The sequence below is a fragment of the Alishewanella sp. HL-SH05 genome (assembly GCF_052655985.1).
The window spans coordinates 3621560-3640631 of the sequence record NZ_CP199753.1 but is presented as its reverse complement, the minus strand read 5'-3'; the positions used below and the strand labels follow the sequence as shown (position 1 = coordinate 3640631).

General features: G+C 45.3%; 14 protein-coding genes and 1 pseudogene. 10 read left to right on the top strand and 5 right to left on the bottom strand.

Annotated elements, in window-relative coordinates; genetic code table 11:
* Positions 1-53 precede the first annotated feature (53 nt).
* On the bottom strand, positions 54-884 hold the full coding sequence (gene xdp1, locus ACUJFL_RS16640) for an exosortase-dependent surface protein XDP1 (RefSeq protein ID WP_445428058.1): 831 nt from the start codon (positions 882-884) through the stop codon (positions 54-56).
* Between the two features lie 505 nt (positions 885-1389).
* Positions 1390-3143, bottom strand: a pseudogene (locus ACUJFL_RS16635) (S8 family peptidase).
* A 461-nt stretch (positions 3144-3604) separates the two neighbouring features.
* Here ACUJFL_RS16635 and ACUJFL_RS16630 point away from each other — a divergent pair.
* A complete protein-coding gene (locus tag ACUJFL_RS16630) occupies positions 3605-3808 on the top strand; it encodes a hypothetical protein (RefSeq protein ID WP_445428057.1) in 204 nt (67 codons plus the stop codon).
* Positions 3809-4113: 305 nt separating this feature from the next.
* On the top strand, positions 4114-4632 hold the full coding sequence (locus tag ACUJFL_RS16625) for a hypothetical protein (RefSeq protein ID WP_445428056.1): 519 nt from the start codon (positions 4114-4116) through the stop codon (positions 4630-4632).
* A 50-nt stretch (positions 4633-4682) separates the two neighbouring features.
* Here the strand turns inward: ACUJFL_RS16625 and ACUJFL_RS16620 are convergent, their stop codons facing one another.
* Both ACUJFL_RS16620 and ACUJFL_RS16615 read right to left on the bottom strand, forming a co-directional pair.
* A complete protein-coding gene (locus ACUJFL_RS16620; protein WP_445428055.1) occupies positions 4683-5318 on the bottom strand; it encodes a hypothetical protein in 636 nt (211 codons plus the stop codon).
* A 144-nt stretch (positions 5319-5462) separates the two neighbouring features.
* Positions 5463-5957: a malate synthase gene (locus ACUJFL_RS16615; protein WP_445428054.1), complete on the bottom strand. Its 495-nt coding sequence runs from the start codon at positions 5955-5957 to the stop codon at positions 5463-5465.
* Between the two features lie 142 nt (positions 5958-6099).
* Here ACUJFL_RS16615 and ACUJFL_RS16610 point away from each other — a divergent pair, with 142 nt between their 5' ends.
* The 8 genes from ACUJFL_RS16610 to ACUJFL_RS16575 all read left to right on the top strand — a co-directional run bounded on the left by ACUJFL_RS16610 (position 6100) and on the right by ACUJFL_RS16575 (position 18439).
* Positions 6100-7611, top strand: coding sequence for a DUF3612 domain-containing protein (locus ACUJFL_RS16610; RefSeq protein WP_226751978.1), 1512 nt, complete (start codon positions 6100-6102; stop codon positions 7609-7611).
* A 33-nt stretch (positions 7612-7644) separates the two neighbouring features.
* The gene (gene ppk2, locus ACUJFL_RS16605; RefSeq protein ID WP_445425539.1) at positions 7645-8778 is read left to right on the top strand and encodes a polyphosphate kinase 2; all 1134 of its coding nucleotides are present in this window, start codon (positions 7645-7647) and stop codon (positions 8776-8778) included.
* Between the two features lie 96 nt (positions 8779-8874).
* Positions 8875-10944 carry a M13 family metallopeptidase gene (locus ACUJFL_RS16600; protein WP_445425538.1) on the top strand — a complete coding sequence of 690 codons (2070 nt, stop codon included), beginning with the start codon at positions 8875-8877 and terminating at the stop codon, positions 10942-10944.
* 297 nt (positions 10945-11241) lie between these two features.
* Positions 11242-13839, top strand: coding sequence for a bifunctional aconitate hydratase 2/2-methylisocitrate dehydratase (gene acnB / locus ACUJFL_RS16595; protein ID WP_445428053.1), 2598 nt, complete (start codon positions 11242-11244; stop codon positions 13837-13839).
* Positions 13840-14138: 299 nt separating this feature from the next.
* On the top strand, positions 14139-14528 hold the full coding sequence (locus tag ACUJFL_RS16590) for a YacL family protein (protein WP_445428052.1): 390 nt from the start codon (positions 14139-14141) through the stop codon (positions 14526-14528).
* 174 nt (positions 14529-14702) lie between these two features.
* Positions 14703-15041: a P-II family nitrogen regulator gene (glnK, locus tag ACUJFL_RS16585; RefSeq protein ID WP_226751983.1), complete on the top strand. Its 339-nt coding sequence runs from the start codon at positions 14703-14705 to the stop codon at positions 15039-15041.
* 11 nt (positions 15042-15052) lie between these two features.
* Positions 15053-16324: an ammonium transporter gene (locus tag ACUJFL_RS16580; protein ID WP_445425535.1), complete on the top strand. Its 1272-nt coding sequence runs from the start codon at positions 15053-15055 to the stop codon at positions 16322-16324.
* 1158 nt (positions 16325-17482) lie between these two features.
* A complete protein-coding gene (locus ACUJFL_RS16575; RefSeq protein ID WP_445428051.1) occupies positions 17483-18439 on the top strand; it encodes a Dyp-type peroxidase in 957 nt (318 codons plus the stop codon).
* Here the strand turns inward: ACUJFL_RS16575 and argR are convergent.
* Entirely contained in the window at positions 18422-18889 is a 468-nt protein-coding gene (argR, locus tag ACUJFL_RS16570; RefSeq protein WP_226751986.1) for a transcriptional regulator ArgR, read from the bottom strand. The two genes, ACUJFL_RS16575 and argR, sit on opposite strands and share 18 nt — an antisense overlap.
* Positions 18890-19072: the final 183 nt, after the last annotated feature.

Sequence of the window (19072 nt, the reverse complement as noted above, 5' to 3'; positions counted from 1 at the left end):
GGTTATAAACAATTATAATATACTATAACTAAAAAGGGGCCGAAGCCCCTTTTTTAACGCTGTGTACGGCGGCGATTTCGATACATAAGGCCAAAAATACCGGCGGCGAAAAGTGATAGGGTACCCGGCAGTGGCACATCTTGCGCATTATCTGGCGATGTTGGCAGAGCGGCGAGTTTGGTGGTAATGCTGCCAAATTTCATTGCATCATTAAAACAGGTAATCGTACAGCCAGCACCATTAAAAGCCGCATTGTAAGCACCAATTAACCAGAATTTACCGCTAACACCAACAATGTTTTCAGAAGAAACAATAGACGTTTTATTGGCAAAGATATATGGCGAGCTAGAGATGGTGTTGGTGTAGGTGTTGGTATAACTTGCGGTCTGTATAGCGCTGTTGGCAACTTGTTGCCAAGTTGGAGATGTATTAGCAAATGGGTTGCTATTAAAAGCACCCACTGATACGTCAGAGTCTATTTGAGACCAAGTATTGGTTAGGCTAAGTAATTCTACTGGGTTAGGGAACTCTAAAAGAATAAAATCAAAACCTTTATTGTTATCAACTGCATGATCAGGAGAGTTGTTAGTATCAGCATGGCTATAAACTTGTACGCCATGAGTCTCGCTTAGCGTAAGTTTTCTAGCGGACATAACGATTGCACTGTCCTCTTTTGAATTTGAGGACCAGCCAGAAATAAGTGCATTGGTACCTAAATCTGACGTTAGCGTGATTGTGTTAGCTCCTTTAACGGTTGTTGTCGTTGCAGGTTTGAAACTCCATGTCTCTGTTGTGCTGGTGGCTGTAGAGGCCAGCACAGAGGTTGATAACAACGCAGCGCTACATAACACCCCGAAGGTGATTTTTTTAATTGCTGATAGCATAAAGTTTAACTCTTAAATGATAATGTAAATAATAAAGCAAAAAGCGTACCAAATTTTAAGTCATTGATAGTTATAGCTTAGGGTTTTAACTTTTAAAGTGACTGTAAAAATTGTTGACGATTTTCATCAATGTCAGCCGGCAAATAAAACTGTTGCTGACACACTTTTTACAATAAAACGGTTATCAAACTCCTATTTTTAGAGTATTTGAAGTTATTCGCAACGCCCATTTGTCTGCAAGATAGTTAACATATAACCAGCCTTTCTTATATTCTGTAACATTTTTATATTGGATACAATGTGTTAGGTTTGGTTAGCAGTATCAACTCACAATAAAAAGCTGATTACCACTAACTTGATCATTTGTTACTTTTCCAATCAGTATTTTTACCCTCGCGCTAGCAAAAAACAGACTAGGCTAAATGTAAAGCTTGGCAACTTACCGTTTCATGCAAGACAAGCTGCCAAACTGACGTTAAGTAACGTTATGCACGTTTACTAACACTTAAGGATTATAGCTCACATTCAACGTTACGCCACTAAAAGTACTATAGGCACGAATGCTGATGTGCCAAGTTGCTGCGGCGGGGTTGCTGATACTGCAGGTTTCATTGTTTCCCTGTAAATAGGGACGACAATCAAAGCTGCTGGTTGTTGGTCGCGCGCCGCGTCTGACGTACAGATCGGCATCTCCTGTTCCGCCAGCGATACTGGCAGTAAAATTCTGCATGCCGGCCGGTATGTTAATGGTGTAATGCAACCAGTTATTGCGACTAGCAGACAGATTGGGCAGCGTACTGCTACTGCCTGTGGCGCCTGATCCTGAGCCTGTTGCGGCAAGCACTGCGGCATTGGCATCAACTAAGCCGACACCACAACCTGAGCAGCTTGCAGGGAAACTACGGGCTGAGGTTTTCAGAATATCTTCAATTTGATCCGGGGTGGCGTTCGGTTTGGCTTGCTTGATTAACGCGGCGATACCGGCAACATGTGGTGCGGCCATCGATGTGCCTTGGCTGTACCCATAGCTGTCATTGGCGGGTGTCGTTGAACCGCTGTTGTAAGTAGATAATACGCCACTTGGATCATTGGAAGAAGACATCGCGCCACCCGGTGCAGCGACATCGACACTGCTGCCAGTATTAGAGTAATAAGCGCGTCCACCCTGGCGGTTAGTTGAAGCGACATTCACCACACCACTACAATTACCTGGGTTAAAATTATTGGCATTACCATTGTCATTGCCAGCGGCAACCACAATCACCGTACCGCGGCTGCGCGCTTGGTTAATGGCGCTTTGGGTGGTGCTATTACAGCTGCCAGAGCCACCCAAGCTCATGTTAATGACGCTGGCAGGGTTGGCATTGGCGGGTACGCCAGACACTGAGCCCCCTGATGCCCAGATAATGCCGTCTGCGATATCGGAGGTGTAGCCACCACACTTACCTAAGACTCTAACCGGCACCACTTTAGCGTTAAAGGCTACACCGGCAACGCCAGTATTATTATTACTGACTGCGGCTAAGTACCGGCAACATGGGTGCCATGCCAACTGGACGCTCTAAACGACGTTGGTTGACCACCGCCACATTCGCCGACATTCGTCCAATCACCCGGATCGCGGGCATCGCTGTCGCGGGCATTACCATCGTTACCAATAAAGGCATCAGAGATCATGTCATAGCCTGGTAAGAGGTTGGCATTTAAATCCACATGAGGCCGATAGCCGGTATCCAGTACCGCCACCACCACGCCTTGGCCTGTTGCCTTGTCCCAAGCGGCTGGCGCTCGGATGCCGCCGGTGTTTTCATAATAATGCCATTGGTTCGCATATTGGGTGTCATTAGGTGCAAGGGTCGGTTGCAGTAACATGTCTTCTTCGACCAGTTCTACATCATCATCTTGAGCCAATTGATGGAGTAATGTCTCCGTTTCAGCAACTGATAAACGGCGCTCGGCACTGAACACGGCATGTTTTTCTAAGGCCGTTTCGCGCACAAATTTTATTTTTTCCCCCGCGCGTTGACTAAAGCGCTCGGCTTTTGCTTTCATCCGTTCGGCTTTGCGTTGCTGAGCCATGGTGGCTGGTAGGCTCTGTAGCATGGTATCGGTGTTGGTTTCTTTATATTTGATGATCACGCGGGTAACAGGGCCAGTTGAAGTGTCGCTATCCTGTTCAGCGAGCGCTGCGGCGTTGAATAACGCACCGGGTAAACAAAGCACGGCTATTGCCGTTAATTTAAACTTCTGAGTAAGCATGGTATGACCTTTTTTATAATGTTGTTATTACCTGGATGTAAGGTGATGCGAAATGAATGACAACTTCGCAAAACCGCTATTATTAATAGGACAAACTTGGCGTAGCTGTAAATCAGCAAAATCTGTATAAAATGAGCTGCTTATGTAGCCATAGCGGTATGCGGCCCCAAAAAAGGTCTTTTTTAAGCATAATAAAAAAAGGAACAAGTCATAAGCTACGCCTGCCCAATTGAAACTGTAAATATTTTGTAACAAGGGAATTTTATTCTAAATAGTTATAGATTTCTCATTTGGAGAGCAAATTGAATCTAAAGAAGACACAATTACAGCAACATCAACTAGTTATTTGGTATTAGCAGATAAAGAGTACTATGTCGATTTGCACTGGACAGCCTAGTCTAATGCGCCATACTCAACAGCATAGTGGTGAGGTTGAGCGTATATGCCTGATGAACATAAGAATGAAATTGTACCTATCCTCTATGAATGCGGTATCGCGAGAATATGTCCACGCTGAGTATTGGCATAACACGATAGTGGTCAATACCGGCGATATTTCTGCGGTCAATTTTGATTTAAGCATGTTACAAAAACAGCGCTTATATGAACAGGGCTATAGCACTGCGATGGCGATTGTACCGAAAAAACTTCCAAAATTGTTCTGAGCGAGCGGTTAAACAGCTCGATCAAAATGAAATTAAATTACATTTTTATTAATTTTCGTATTGCTTGAATAATGTGCAACCTAAATGTCACTTAGTTTTATTTGTTGTGGAATGCCTTTATTATCTTGATTTCATTAGTTTATATTTTTCATGGTGAAGCGGTCTTTAGATTTTCTATAATAGATTAATTTAATTAATCTATTCATTCATTTCTTCTCGTTTGTCGAAACTTACAGGATCTTGTAACTTTATTACGTGCCCAGCAATAACGGCACATCAAATTAATTTTGCAGGAGAGACCAGACATGACTATTTCAACTCGTAAATTTATTACCCGTATGGCGGTGGTACTGTTGTCGTCAAGTCCATTACTCGCTTCTGCCGCGAGCACGGGCTACAAGATGGCTTTAATTGACAATGCACCTGGTGCTGAATATATTCAGGCAGGTCAGTATGAGAAAGCCATTGCTTCCGCCCAAGCGCCGTCGCAGGCTGATGCTGAGTCGTTTTATGGCCAAGTTAGCCTATGTGTCGCTTATAGCCGGATGAACGAACTAGACTTAGCTGCCACAGCGTGTGACAACGCCGTATATCGTGCCGCAACCTTAAAAGCGGTTACGGGTTCAGCTAAACGTGAAATGCGCGCTTTAGCGTTAAACAACCGTGGTGTCATTAAGTTATTAGCCGGTGATAAAGTGGCGGCATTACAAGACTTTATGCTAGCAGTACGTTTAAACGATTCCGCTATAACAGCGGCTAACTTAGAGCGTTTAACCTTCAGTATCAATGAAGGTCAAGAAATCGCAATGCAAACGGCAGAATAACTTGCGTTTGCTATTAACAACGCCTGGCTTAATGTCAGGCGTTTTTTTGGTTATGACCAGCCATATAAAATTAAGAAAGTGGCGTAATGTTGCGCAGTGTTTTTTTGTAATAAAGTGGATTGCCCTTGTTCCTGCAGGCTAAGCAAACCGAGAGTAAGACTTGCGGCTTTCTGTGCTGTCGCATCATTAAAGGTTAGCAGCGCCATACAAAGAGAGTCTGAACAATTAAGTTGCTGCAGCTGCCCCACCTGTGCTGCTTGGAGTCGTTGTTGTAGTCGTTTTTGGCGATCATAACTGCTGGTTTGTGTAATGTGTTGCTCTAGATCCCACATCGCCTCTTGTAACTGTTCGTTGCTCTGCGCCATAAACGCTTGGTTCAGTTCAATCGAAGTACTGCCGTCTGGTTGTTGCAGCACTTGGCGTAAATCGAACGGTTCAACAGTTCGTGTAAAATCGTTAGCCTCAGGTGTATCCGTTGTTTTATTTACCGTGTCAGGCAAAGCTTTAACAGTGCTTGCTAAAGCAGAATTGGGGATGGTTGTTCTATCCGTTGAGCTTGAGGTTGTTGGTGCAGGTGACTGATCTTGCATTGGCAGAGCCATATTTTTACCGACCCACTTTCCCACCTGAAAGGCACTGAATACAGCGATTAGTGCAAGCAATACCCAAAACAGTGATTTACGCATAGTCATCTCGCAAAGTTGCCAATTTGAAAAATAATTGTTTATTTATAGCTGTGTTGGCGGGTCTGGTCAATTTTTTTTATAGGCTGCCTGAAGCCAAAAACACGAAACGCAGCAATTTGCTGCGCTTCAGGTCATGATGTGGCGTTAAATTTGATAAGTACTGCCATCTTTGGCGGTGAAGCTTTTATCACCACGGCAACGACAACTGACTTGCCGGCCGGTGATCATGCTAAACCAATGGCATACCGGATCGGTGGTTTGTAATTGAATATCATCAACACCCGCTTGGTCACGCTGACCTTGGCTGCCACTTTTATTCAAGATCAACTCAACATGGCGACCTTGGTTTTGCAGCAACAACGACTCCGGTGCTTCACGATGCCCATTTAAGCCAATAAATTGTGCCGGATCGGCTAAGCCACTGGTACTGCCATCGACAAAAAAGGCCAATAACTGTTGGTAATATACGACATAGCTGGCTACTGCCTTGTGTGAACCGTGAGCCAAAGGAAAGGTTTTATCCAAAAAGCCTTTGGAGTAATCCATAATTTGTTTGACATGGCTGTCGTTCAGTTGCGTGATCATCGTAATATCGTGATCGATTTGTATCGGCTGTGGTGAAGTGGCTAACGTCGTCATAATTATTTCCTCATCGGGTACGAAGTGTGGAGCCTCTGATAAGGCTTTTATTGCAGATAGTTTTGCTATCGCTTGAAAAACAGTCTAGATTAAATTTAAGCATAATTTCACAATAAAAATTTCACAGTGTAAATTTTACAAAATGAAAATAAATAAAAGCTTGATCCGCAAATCACATTTCTTGGGCACTAAAATTAGAAACCTGAGAAAACGCAATAACTTAACGATAGAAGATCTGTCGACACGTTGTGTGCGTGTTAATCCTGAGTCGGCGCCATCGGTATCCTATTTATCGATGATCGAGCGTGGTAAACGGGTTCCCAGTATCGAAATGCTGGAAGTTATCGCGCAGGTTTTTCAAAAAGACTTAGATTGGTTTTTAGACGGTGAGGCTGAAGAGCAAGATTTAGTGCTGCCCAAGACCGCAAAAGGTGGCCTCAATGGTATGCCATTAGAGCCGAGCTTTTTATTCAGCCCCGATATTTTGCAAATTGCTATCCCGGAAATGTTGTCACAAACGGGCACCAGTGGTCGGCAGTTTGCGCAACTGTTGATTCGGGCGCATCAGGAGCATCACCAGAATCATTTTCCGGAATTAGAGCGTGCCGCCGAAGAGGTAGGGCAAAAACGTCTACCTTTATCTGTCGATGAGCTCATGGCGATTGTGCAGCAGTTAGGCTTAAAAATTCAGTGGTTTGATGAAGTACCACGCGAGCTCGTTGATGAATTAGGTGTGAAATCTAATAATATTGGTACTTCCTTTTTTGTACCGCCCAATAGCTTACATTTAAATCGTATTTTGCAGCAGTGGCCTACTCGCTTAAAGTATGAATTAGCTGTGCACATTGGCCATGCCGTTTTACATAACAAAGATGGCGTAAAAAACGCGATGGCGGTAGGCGGGGCGCATGATGATGTGTTTGCCGATAGTAGCACTATGGCACCGCAAGATATTTTGCATGCGTGGCGTGACTTTGAATCGAGCTTTTTTGCTGGCGCCTTGTTGTGTCCAAAGCAAGCGTTTCGGCAATTATTAGAGCGGCGTGGTTATGAAATTGCCAGTCATTTACAGGCAGAAGTGTCGGCTTCGGTGGCGATGCGCCGCATGACCGCGGTGTCACCTTATCCGCATTGGCATTACTTTGATGCTTACAGCCCCGGTAAATTAAAGGCGGTGTATCGCGGTAATGGCATCCCTCTGCCTTGGGGCAATATGCGCCAAGTGGTCGACCCTTGCCAGCATTGGGCCGTGTTTCGCATGTTTGAGGTTAAAGACAGTGGCAGTTCGGCGCAATTATCGCTGTTAGATGTGCAAGGTGAGCCACGGATTTATTGTTGCGAATCGACCAAGGTACAAGACTTAGCCGGCAATCAGCATGTGTTGTGTGCTGGCATTGATCTCAACCCCGCGCTTAATGCGCAAGGGCTGGATGCTGCGGCCTTAGCACAAGATATGAAAGCGCGGTGTCAGCAGTATGGCGGTGCGGCCGTGGTACCGCAGTCGATCCAGACCACATTAAAGCGAGTGGCAAACATTTTAAATATCAATTGGGTTAGCCGTAGCATGAGCAAGCCCGCACAGTTAATCTGTGCCAGAGGAGGTAGTTGCCCTCGCTCTCCAAGTTGCTATCAATGCCCTGCGCTCACGAAATAAAGCGCAACGTTATGCAGAAACAAAGGATTTAGCATGAGCAAAAAACCACAGATGGCCGCAACGCCACCCCCTAAAAAAGTACAACCAGATGCCACAGCCGCAGCCCAGCATGACGTGTTTGCCGAGCAAGTAGAACAAAGGCTCACCGCCAGCCAGCAAGCAAAAGCCGTGGCGATAGAAGATATTATTGCCGCACAAGCTGCCGGTGATATGGACAAATTGTCTGAGCATTTACTGGCGATGTTAGAAGGGGTCTCGCCGGACGATTTAGCTGAATTAAGCAAAGCCTTGAATCGTGGAGAATCAATCTTAAGTGAAAAACGCCGTGAAAAAGCCGATACCGAATTAACCTCCAATTGGCGCGAAGGCGGTTATCCTTATGTCAATCGCTTAAATCGTAAAACCTATGAAAAGCAAAAATATCATTTACAAGTCGAATTACTGAAGTTGCAGCGTTGGGTGAAAGAAACCGGGCAGCGGGTGGTGATTTTATTTGAAGGGCGCGATGCGGCAGGGAAAGGCGGCGCCATTAAACGCTTTATGGAACATTTAAATCCACGTGGTGCTCGCGTTGTGGCGTTAGACAAGCCCAGTGAGGCAGAACAAGGCCAATGGTATTTTCAACGTTATGTGGCTGAGTTGCCAACAAAGGGTGAAATCGTGTTATTTGACCGCTCTTGGTATAACCGTGCAGGCGTTGAGCATGTTATGGGGTTTTGCAGCAATGATGAGTATCAAGAATTTATGATACAAGCGCCCGAGTTCGAACGGCATTTAGTGCGCAGTGGTATTCATTTAATAAAGTTATGGTTTTCGGTCAGTCAAGACGAGCAACGGCGTCGTTTTACCGAGCGTGAAGCGCATCCGCTCAAGCAGTGGAAACTGAGCCCGGTCGATCTTGCCTCGTTAGACAAATGGCATGAGTACACCCATGCAAAAGAAGCCATGTTTGCCAACACTGACACGTCCTACGCCCCTTGGTCAGTCATAAAGTCAGATTGTAAAAAACGGGCACGGCTTAATGCGTTGCGTTATGTATTGCAATGCTTGCCGTATCATAATCGCAATGCCGAAGTGGCTTGTGCGCCTGATCCGCTATTAGTGGGGCGGGCCAGTGTGATTTTCGAACTGGGAGAGCATGCGATGTCGACTGAGCCATCGGTTTAATACCTTGTTACAACTTAGTCATTGGCGCAAATTGGCAACACTGAACATAGCGCGTAAGATGATGCGCACAACCTCCAAGTAGAACAGGATATAAGAATGAAAAAATATACACTCGTTGCTGGCGCCGTTGCGCTAGCATTAGGTTTAACGGCTTGTAGTAAAGAACCGACAACGCCAGAAACCACGACACAAAGCCAAGTTGCCGCAGCACCTTTAGTGTCTGGTATTGATCAACAAAACTTTGATGAAAACGTCGCTTTTAGCCAAGACTTTTTCTTAGCGGTTAATGGTAAATGGTTAGCCGAAACTCCGATCCCTGCAGATAAAGCAACTTATGGTTCTTTTCACGTATTAGCCGATCGCTCACAACAAGCGGTAAAAGATATTATTGATCAAGTTGCAGCGAAGACCGATTTAGTTGCTGGCTCTGATGAGCAAAAACTGGGCAGTTTTTACAATAGCTTTATGAATGAAAGCGTGATTGAAGAACTAGGCTTATCGCCATTAACGCCGCAATTAGACGCGATTAAAGGGTTAACAGACAAAGCGCAGTTAGCTGAATTATTCGCGAGTTTACAGCGTGATGGCGTCAGTATTCCTTTTGGTTGGTTTATCAATAATGATGCAAAAAATTCTACCGAATATGCGGTTTACCTCAATCAAGGTGGTTTAGGTTTACCGGATCGTGATTACTATTTTAAAGACGATGAAGCCTCGCTGACGATCATCAATCAATATCAAACCTATTTAACCGATATGTTTGCTCTTGCTGGTGCACCTGATGCAAAAGCGGCGGCGATGCGGGTATACAACCTAGAAAAAGCTTTGGCGGAACATCACTGGACACGCTTAGATAATCGCAATGCTGATAAAACTTACAACAAAATTGCCGCTAGCGAATTAGATAGCTTAGTGGGCAGCTTTGATTGGCAGGCCTATGCCAAGGCCATGCAGTTAAACAACGTGGATGACTTGATTGTGCGGCAGCCAAGTTACTTTGAAGGTTTAGCTAAGGTGATCGCTGAGACAGATCTGCAAAGTTGGCAAGATTATCTCACCAGCAAAACCATCAATGGCTTTGCTGACAAACTTAGCAGCAACTTCGCTGATCGTCGTTTTGAGTTCTACGGCAAAACCTTAAGTGGTATCCAAGAGCAACAACCTCGCTGGAAACGTGCGGTAGACGCGGCTGATCAGGTTTTAGGTGAGTTAACCGGTAAGTTGTATGTTGAACAGCATTTTAGCCCAGAAGCTAAAGCGCGGATGGAACAGCTGGTGGCCAATGTCATTAAAGCCTATGAAGTTTCCATCAAAAACTTGGAGTGGATGGGCGAAGAAACCAAAGTTGCTGCGCTGGATAAACTGAGCAAATTCACACCGAAGATTGGTTACCCAAACAAGTGGAAAGATTATTCCACCTTAGAGATCAAAGCGGATGATTTAGTGGGTAACTTTGTTAGAGCCAGTCATTGGGCTTATGCAGAGATGACCAGTAAGTTAGGCCAGCCTATCGATAAAGATGAATGGTTTATGACGCCGCAAACTGTTAATGCCTACTACAACCCTGTGAACAACGAAATTGTGTTCCCAGCGGCTATTTTACAGCCGCCATTTTTCAATATGGCAGCGGATGACGCCGTCAACTATGGCGGTATTGGTGCGGTGATTGGTCACGAAATTGGCCATGGTTTTGACGACCAAGGCGCAAAATACGATGGCGACGGTAACTTACGTAACTGGTGGACTGAACAAGATAAAGCACAATTTCAAGCACGGGGTGCTAAGTTGATTGGTCAGTACAACAACTTTGAACCTTTACCCGGTGTCAATGTGAACGGTGCTGTGGCTTTAGGCGAAAACATCGGTGACTTAGGCGGCATGACCGTCGCGTTAAAAGCCTATCAGTTGTCATTAGCGGGTAAAGACGCGCCAGTATTAGATGGCTTTACCGGTGAACAACGCTTTTTTATTAGCTGGGCGCAGGTATGGCGTACTAAGTTCCGTGAAGAGGCGTTACGTCGGCAATTAAGCACCGGCCCGCATTCACCTGCGCATTATCGGGTAATTGGTGTATTGCCGAATATGCCTGAGTTTTATACGGCATTTGATATTAAAGAAGGCGATGCGATGTATCTGCCAGAAGCGCAACGCGTAAAAATTTGGTAACCACACGCGCTTAAGCAAAGTCAGCATACTTCTGCTACACTGCGGCTGCGACCTGTTTGATCTTTGCAAGAGGCAAGGTATGACAGGCGCAGCTTTTTAGTATGTTTGGTCGGACCACTATAAATAAAATGAGTATGACTGACCCTTTGTATTCAGCAAGGTTATAACCAGTATAAGCAGGTCAGTTATTATGCTATTAGGCTTTTGCCTTGATCTTTCTTATAATTGAGCCCATACATTCAACAGCATGACATTGCAGTGACCAGACTGCAAAGCAACGACTGAGAGGACATTACTGTGCTACAAGAATATCGTGAACACGTGGCCGAACGCGCCGAACAAGGGATCCCTGCCAAGCCGTTAAACGCAGAACAAGTAGCTGCCTTAATTGAGCTTTTGAAAAACCCACCAAAAGGTGAGGAAGAATTCATTTTAGATTTGCTTATCAACCGCGTACCACCAGGTGTTGATGAAGCTGCCTATGTAAAAGCGGGCTTTTTAGCCGCACTTGCGAAAGGCGAAGCAACCAGCCCGTTAATCGACGCTGAGCGTGCTACCGAGTTGTTAGGTACCATGATGGGTGGTTACAACATCGAGCCATTAATCAGTTTATTAGATGATGCCAAGCTCGCGCCGATCGCTGCTAAGGCGTTATCACACACCTTACTGATTTTTGATGCTTTCCATGATGTGACTGACAAAGCCGATGCGGGTAACGAGTATGCGAAGCAAGTCGTTCAAAGCTGGGCCGATGCCGAGTGGTTTGAAGCCAAACCGGCTTTAGCTGAAAAAATTACGGTGACCGTATTTAAAGTGTCTGGCGAAACCAACACGGATGATTTATCACCAGCACCAGATGCTTGGTCACGTCCAGATATCCCTCTGCACGCCTTAGCTATGTTGAAAAATGCCCGTGAAGGCATCAACCCGAATGAGCCAGGTACTATTGGCCCGATCAAGCAGCTAGAAGAACTGAATAAAAAAGGCTACCCATTGGCTTATGTGGGTGACGTAGTGGGTACGGGTTCATCACGTAAATCTGCCACTAACTCGGTATTGTGGTTTATGGGGGATGATATTCCCTACGTGCCAAACAAGCGTGGCGGTGGTTTTGTGTTAGGTGGCAAAATTGCGCCTATCTTCTTTAACACCATGGAAGACTCTGGCGCATTACCTATCGAAGTCGATGTTAGCAAGTTAGAAATGGGCGATGTGATCGACATTCTGCCATTCGAAGGCAAAGTGGTTCGCCATGGTACTGACGAAGTATTAGCCGAGTTCAGCTTAGCAACTGACGTTTTAATTGACGAAGTTCGTGCCGGTGGCCGTATTCCATTAATTATCGGTCGTGGTTTAACTGACCGTGCTCGTGAGTTTTTAAAATTAGGTCATTCAGACAAGTTCCGTCGTCCCTTACCCAAAACAGATTCTGGCAAAGGCTTCACCTTAGCGCAGAAAATGGTAGGTAAAGCGTGCGGCGTGAAAGGCGTGCGTCCTGGTACTTACTGTGAACCGAAAATGACCACCGTAGGTTCGCAAGACACGACTGGCCCCATGACGCGTGATGAATTAAAAGACTTAGCGTGTTTAGGCTTCACCGCCGATTTAACTATGCAGTCTTTCTGTCACACGGCTGCGTATCCGAAGCCCGTTGATGTTGACACTCACCACACGTTGCCAGATTTCATTATGAATCGTGGCGGTGTGGCACTGCGCCCAGGTGACGGTATTATCCACAGCTGGTTAAACCGTATGTTACTACCGGATACAGTGGGTACGGGTGGTGATTCGCATACACGTTTCCCAATTGGTATTTCGTTCCCAGCGGGTTCAGGCTTAGTCGCTTTCGCTGCGGCAACGGGTGTTATGCCGCTTGATATGCCTCAATCGGTATTGGTCCGCTTTAAAGGCGAAATGCAGCCAGGCATTACCTTACGTGACTTAGTACATGCCATCCCTTACGTAGCGATCCAAAAAGGTTTGTTAACGGTTGATAAGAAAGGTAAGAAGAACATCTTTTCTGGCCGCATTTTAGAAATTGAAGGCTTACCAACCTTAACGGTTGAGCAAGCTTTTGAATTATCAGATGCGTCTGCTGAGCGTTCTGCTGCCGGTTGTACTATCAAGTTGTCAGAAGAATCGATTGCCGAATATCTTGAATCAAACATCGTGATGTTGAAGTGGATGATTTCTGAAGGCTATGGTGATGTTCGTACTATCGAGCGCCGTATTCAAGCAATGCAAGCTTGGTTGAAAGATCCACAGTTAATGTCTGCTGATGCTGATGCAGAATATACTGAGGTAATTGAAATTGACCTAGCTGACATTAAAGAGCCGGTACTATGTGCACCAAATGACCCAGATGATGCGCGTTTATTGTCTGAAGTCGCAGGCGACAAGATTGATGAAGTATTTATCGGTTCTTGTATGACCAACATTGGTCACTTCCGTGCTGCGGGTAAATTACTGGACAAATATAAAGGCCAGTTGCCCACGCGGTTATGGATTGCTCCGCCGACTAAGATGGACCAAGCACAGTTAACGGAAGAAGGTTACTACAGCATCTTCGGTAAAGTCGGTGCGCGCACTGAAATGCCAGGTTGCTCACTGTGTATGGGTAACCAAGCTCGCGTAGCTGAGAAGTCGACAGTCGTCTCAACGTCTACTCGTAACTTCCCGAACCGTTTAGGTCAGGGTGCGAATGTTTATTTAGCATCAGCCGAGTTAGCGGCGGTCGCTTCTATTATCGGTAAGTTACCGACAGTAGCGGAATACTTAGAGTACGCGAAACAGATCGATGCTACGGCAGCCGACACTTATCGTTACCTGAACTTCCATAAGATGTCGCAATACACTAAAAAAGCAGACAACGTGATTATTCAGCAAGCTGTGTAGTCAGCAAACTGTTTAACAAGGCCTGCTGAATGCAGGCCTTTTTTATACGTAATGTCCTACAAAGCCACGGCTGACATCGCACTGGGTGACAAGGTTGCTGAGCCGTGTCGGTTATCCTGTCGACTTAATCAGTACTGTGCTAACTGCCGCTACTAACTGACTTAGCGCAAAAACCTGCTATTTTGCCAACCAAGCCGCATGAAATCAGGTAAAATCTTCGCCTCAAACAAATACGGTACGCCTAGCTGCTGTGGCTTGTGCCGTGGGCGCTCTAACACTGCGTGTTAACGGAATAGTGCATGGAATACGACTTTACTTATGATCGGGCCACCCGGCAATTTAGCTTAAAACTCAGTGCTGAACACGATGTGTTAGCGCGCTTTTTATTGGACGAATTTGGCCAGCAAGCTTCGGCCTATCAACCGCTGTTAAGCCAATTGCAGGCCTTAAAAGCCTATGACACTTTGCGCTACCAAGGAAAAGAATATCTACTCGAAGTGGAACATGCCGAGGTGACTTTAAGGCATAACACCCTATTTTATGAAGCAGGGAACACGCCGCAACAAACCTCAGCCGAGCTTGATGAAGAGGCATTATCGCTGGATGATCATGGCATGCAAACCCAATGTGGTTTGGAAGATTTAGTGAAACTGCTACAGGCTTGGCAGCAGTTTTTAAGCGGCGGTTAAGCGAAGAGAGCTGCACAGTCTACGGGAATAAATGCACCATTATGGTGCTTTTTTTTGCTTTAAATTTGGCTATGGAGGCTTAAATTATTGTTTTTTATCGATAAATAAAAGTTGGCACAAGGTTTTCTTATATAACGGTGCAATCACAAAAATTAGTCGATAAGGAAAACCATCATGAAGCTTGTTTGTGCCATCATCAAGCCGTTCAAACTGGATGATGTTCGTGAAGCCATCGCGGACATTGGTGTAGAAGGTTTAACGGTGACAGAAGTAAAAGGTTTTGGTCGGCAGAAAGGCCACACCGAATTATATCGTGGAGCTGAGTATCAGGTTGATTTCCTGCCAAAGGTAAAACTGGAAATTGCGACCCAAGATGATCAGGTAGAACGTTTACTTGAAGCCATTCAAAAAGCGGCTCATACCGGTCGGATAGGTGACGGAAAAATTTTCGTTTACAACCTCGAACAAGCCGTCCGTATTCGGACGGGTGAAACCGACGCCGAAGCGATTTAAGGAGTATTAACATGCAAGAACAAATTTATCACTTACAATATGCCATGGATACCTTCTACTTTTTAATGTGCGGTGTCTTAGTTATGTGGATGGCTGCCGGTTTTTCAATGCTGGAAGCAGGTTTGGTGCGCGCCAAAAATACCACTGAGATTTTAACTAAAAACGTGGCCCTTTACTCCATAGCTTGCATTATGTACCTAATATGCGGTTACGCATTTATGTATGGCGGTGACTTTTTCTTAAGTGGTATCGGCGCTGTGGATGTTGATGCTACCTTAACCAGTTTTGCCGAGCGTGAAGATGGTTTTACAGGGGCAGCGGTTTACTCTAGCGCATCTGACTTCTTCTTCCAAGTCGTATTTGTTGCTACTGCAATGTCTATCGTTTCTGGTGCTGTTGCTGAGCGAATGAAGCTTTGGGCCTTTTTAGCATTCGCGGTGGTGATGACGGGCTTTATTTACCCAGTTCATGGATCTTGGACTTGGGGCGCTGAAGGGATGTTCGGTATTAATCTGGATGATCAATTTGGTTTTTCTGATTTCGCAGGCTCAGGCATTGTGCACATGGCGGGTGCTGCGGCAGCCTTAGCGGGAGTGTTATTACTAGGTGCTCGGAAAGGGAAGTATAGTAAAGACGGTAAAGTGAGTGCAATTCCTGGTGCGAACATGCCTTTAGCAACCTTAGGTACCTTGATACTGTGGATGGGTTGGTTTGGTTTTAACGGTGGTTCAGTATTAAAACTGGGGGATATCAGTAATGCTAATGCTGTTGCCGTGGTCTTTTTAAATACCAATGCGGCTGCCGCTTCTGGCGCTATTGCAGCACTGGCCTTATCGGTGCTCTTATTCCGCAAAGCTGATTTAACGATGGCATTAAACGGTGCTCTTGCAGGTTTGGTTGCTATCACGGCTGAACCTTCTACACCAACGGCTTTACAGGCAACGTTATTCGGTGCCATAGGTGGTGTGTTAGTGGTCGGCTCGATTATCGCTTTAGACAAAATTAAGATTGATGATCCAGTTGGTGCTATTTCTGTTCATGGCGTAGTAGGTTTCTTCGGTCTGATGATTGTGCCATTTAGTAAAGAAGGTGCAACCTTCGTTGGCCAGTTAATTGGTGCTTTTGCAATCTTTGCTTGGGTATTTATTACAAGCTTGGTGGTTTGGTATCTCCTGAAATTGGTAATGGGTATTCGTGTAAGCGAAGAAGCAGAATATGAAGGTGTGGATGCTTCAGAGTGCGGTATTGAAGCCTACCCTGAGTTTGTTGCCTCGGTAAAGTAAGCAGTTTGGCGGGTGTCGGTGGCACCCTCCAAGAGCCTGTGTTGTTGGCGTCAGTAAACTTAGTTTCTAGCCAGCAACACTAAACGTGACCCACCTCTGTCTATCCTTGTCCTTTGTCCTATTTGACACCCCGTTGCTACTGGCAGCGGGGTTTTTTTATGTGCAATAAACGCGATCAACAACGTAAATGCGTTTTAATGCAGCAGGGTATTGCTGCGTGTTTACTGAGCAGGTTTGCCAATTTTCGTATTTAACAGCATAGACCAAAAACATTTGAAAACAACAACCTGAGGGTAAATAGTCAGTCTGTCATCAGTGCAATAAGTAAGGGGCTTGCTGTGGGAAAGCAGATTGAACCTGTTGTGCGATGAGGCCGTTAAAAGCGGATAAAGGGGCAAGCTAAGCCAAACAATTTCTGCTGAGTGATAGGTTAAGATGGCCATTAGCATAAAAGAAAAAGGCCGCACAAGTGCGGCCCAGTTTCAATTTTGCATCCATTGCAGTGATCATTCCTTAATCGACTGAAAAGTGCTTCCGTGCTGCATCCTGCAAGCGTATCCATTACTCGCTGACATCATGTCAGTGTCCATACCACACCAAAATCCGCGGTGTGAAAGTGCATCCTGCTGTCATCTCCGATGACTTATCATGCGACAATAACGTTATCCTTATTACTGTCTGCCTGGCCGCATCCTGCAGCTGCAAGCGAAATATTGCCATCCAAGGCTATCCTTTCTTACTCTTTCATCCTGCCGAGTTTTCTTCATCCTGAAGATGTCCTAATGCTGTCCCTATGCTATCCTGCATCTGGTAATATCCATTACCGGGAACATCCTGTACCGCGACCTTGCTACTACTGAAATCCTTTCAGCTATCGTTCCTTCGATGTGTTCATTATGCCTTTATCAGCATAAAACAGGAGGGGTTTTCTGTAATTTGAAAAATTGTCTTATCTTTGCAATAAAGTGTAAATCAAAAATAGATATTTAATATCAACAGTTTAAATTTAAAGCCTTTCTAAGTGGTGCAGATATAAAGCGCTTTGGCTACCTGTTTTGTGAGAGATCTCGCACACAAAGGCAGGCGATTAGTTACACTGGGGATTGACCTTCTACTTTGGCAAGCGATAATGGTGACAGAAAACACTGAAGGAACCACATGGCACGCGAACAATTAGGAATTTGTGCAGAAGCAAATTTACATGGCAGTTATCTGCTCATTAATGTGTTAGATGGTCAAGAAGCCATGCTGCGGCAAAAACTAACGCGACTGCCGCAGATAATAAATCGTTTAGCCGATCACTTCTCCGAAGCCATGCTCAGCGGTGTGGTCGCCATTAGCAGCCATTTTTGGGATAGCCTGTATCCTTGGCAGCGGCCGGCCGGTCTTAGTGCGTTTCCCGAGTTTCGCTCAGAGCATTTTCAAGTAAGCCACAGTATGGCGGATTTACTCATCCAAGTGCGCTCAGATCGGACTGATGTTAATTACATCGCGCTGCAACAAATCTATCAGTTGATTAGTCCTAATGTCGAAATTGTCGAAAATTTATCAGGGTTCCGCTATCTGGACGGTCGGCAATTAACGGGCTTTATCGATGCCCCAACGAATCCACGCGGCATCAAGCGGCGCAAAGCGGCGCTTGTGAATGCGCTTAACGAACCTGTTTTTGCTGGTGGCAGTTATCTTTATTTTTATCGATTACAGTTAGATCAAAAACATTGGTTGCAATTAAGCACGGAGCAACAAGAAGCCATCATGGGTTATCAAAAGCTGGATGGTAAAAAGTGCGCAGCGGATGCTGAAATCCGTAGTAGTCATTTAACGGCACAACATGTGGTATTGGCGCCTAATGATGCGATGTTGCTCGAGCAAAACATGCCTTATGCCAGTTTGCATACGCAAGGTGCGTTACAGTTATGTTTTAGTGCAGAAAGTGATGTTTTTAGTCGGCTCTGGCGCAGTAAATTGGGTTTACAGCAATCGGGTATTTACGATGGCTTACTCGATTTTTGCCGTATTGATCTTGCAGCGGCGTTTTTTGTTCCTTCAATCACTTTTATGGAAGCCGCCGCCCGCGGTGAATTTACTGCGCAATCATCACACCTTCTCGAATAATTCGGTGACTTTTTGTAAGGTAAAATCGATATTTTTCACGCTGATCGGCGCGATAAAAATGGTATCGTCGCCAGCGATAGTACCCAACACGCCTTCGGCTTTGCCGACAGAATCCAGCAAGCGCGCAATAAGTTGTGCGGCACCGGGACTGGTACGGATGATAATCATCACATCGTTATGTTCAATATCCAGTACCAGCTGACGCAATGGGCTTTTGGTCGTCGGTACGCCCAGTTCAGGCGGTAAGGTGTAAACCATTTCTTGTTTAGCATTACGGGTACGCACCGCACCGTATTTACTCAGCATGCGCGAGACTTTTGATTGGCTCACATTGTCAAAGCCATCATGCTTGAGGGCATCAACAATTTCACCTTGAGAGCCGAAGCTTTCTGTTTTTAGCAGGGCTTTAAAGGCATGGATCAGGGCTTCTTGGCGGTTTTGTTTGGTCATGGCTCTCGGTTCAGCAATATTTACTGTGTTTGATACTATCAAATTTAACGCCACAATAGCAGTGACTGCGCTAAAATAGCTTAGTTAAGCTGCGGTAGGTGACATCTGTCTACTTTATCTGAAAAAAGGCATAGACTTTAGGCTTAAGACATTTGTATTTTGAGCGTCATTTCAGTATTGTTG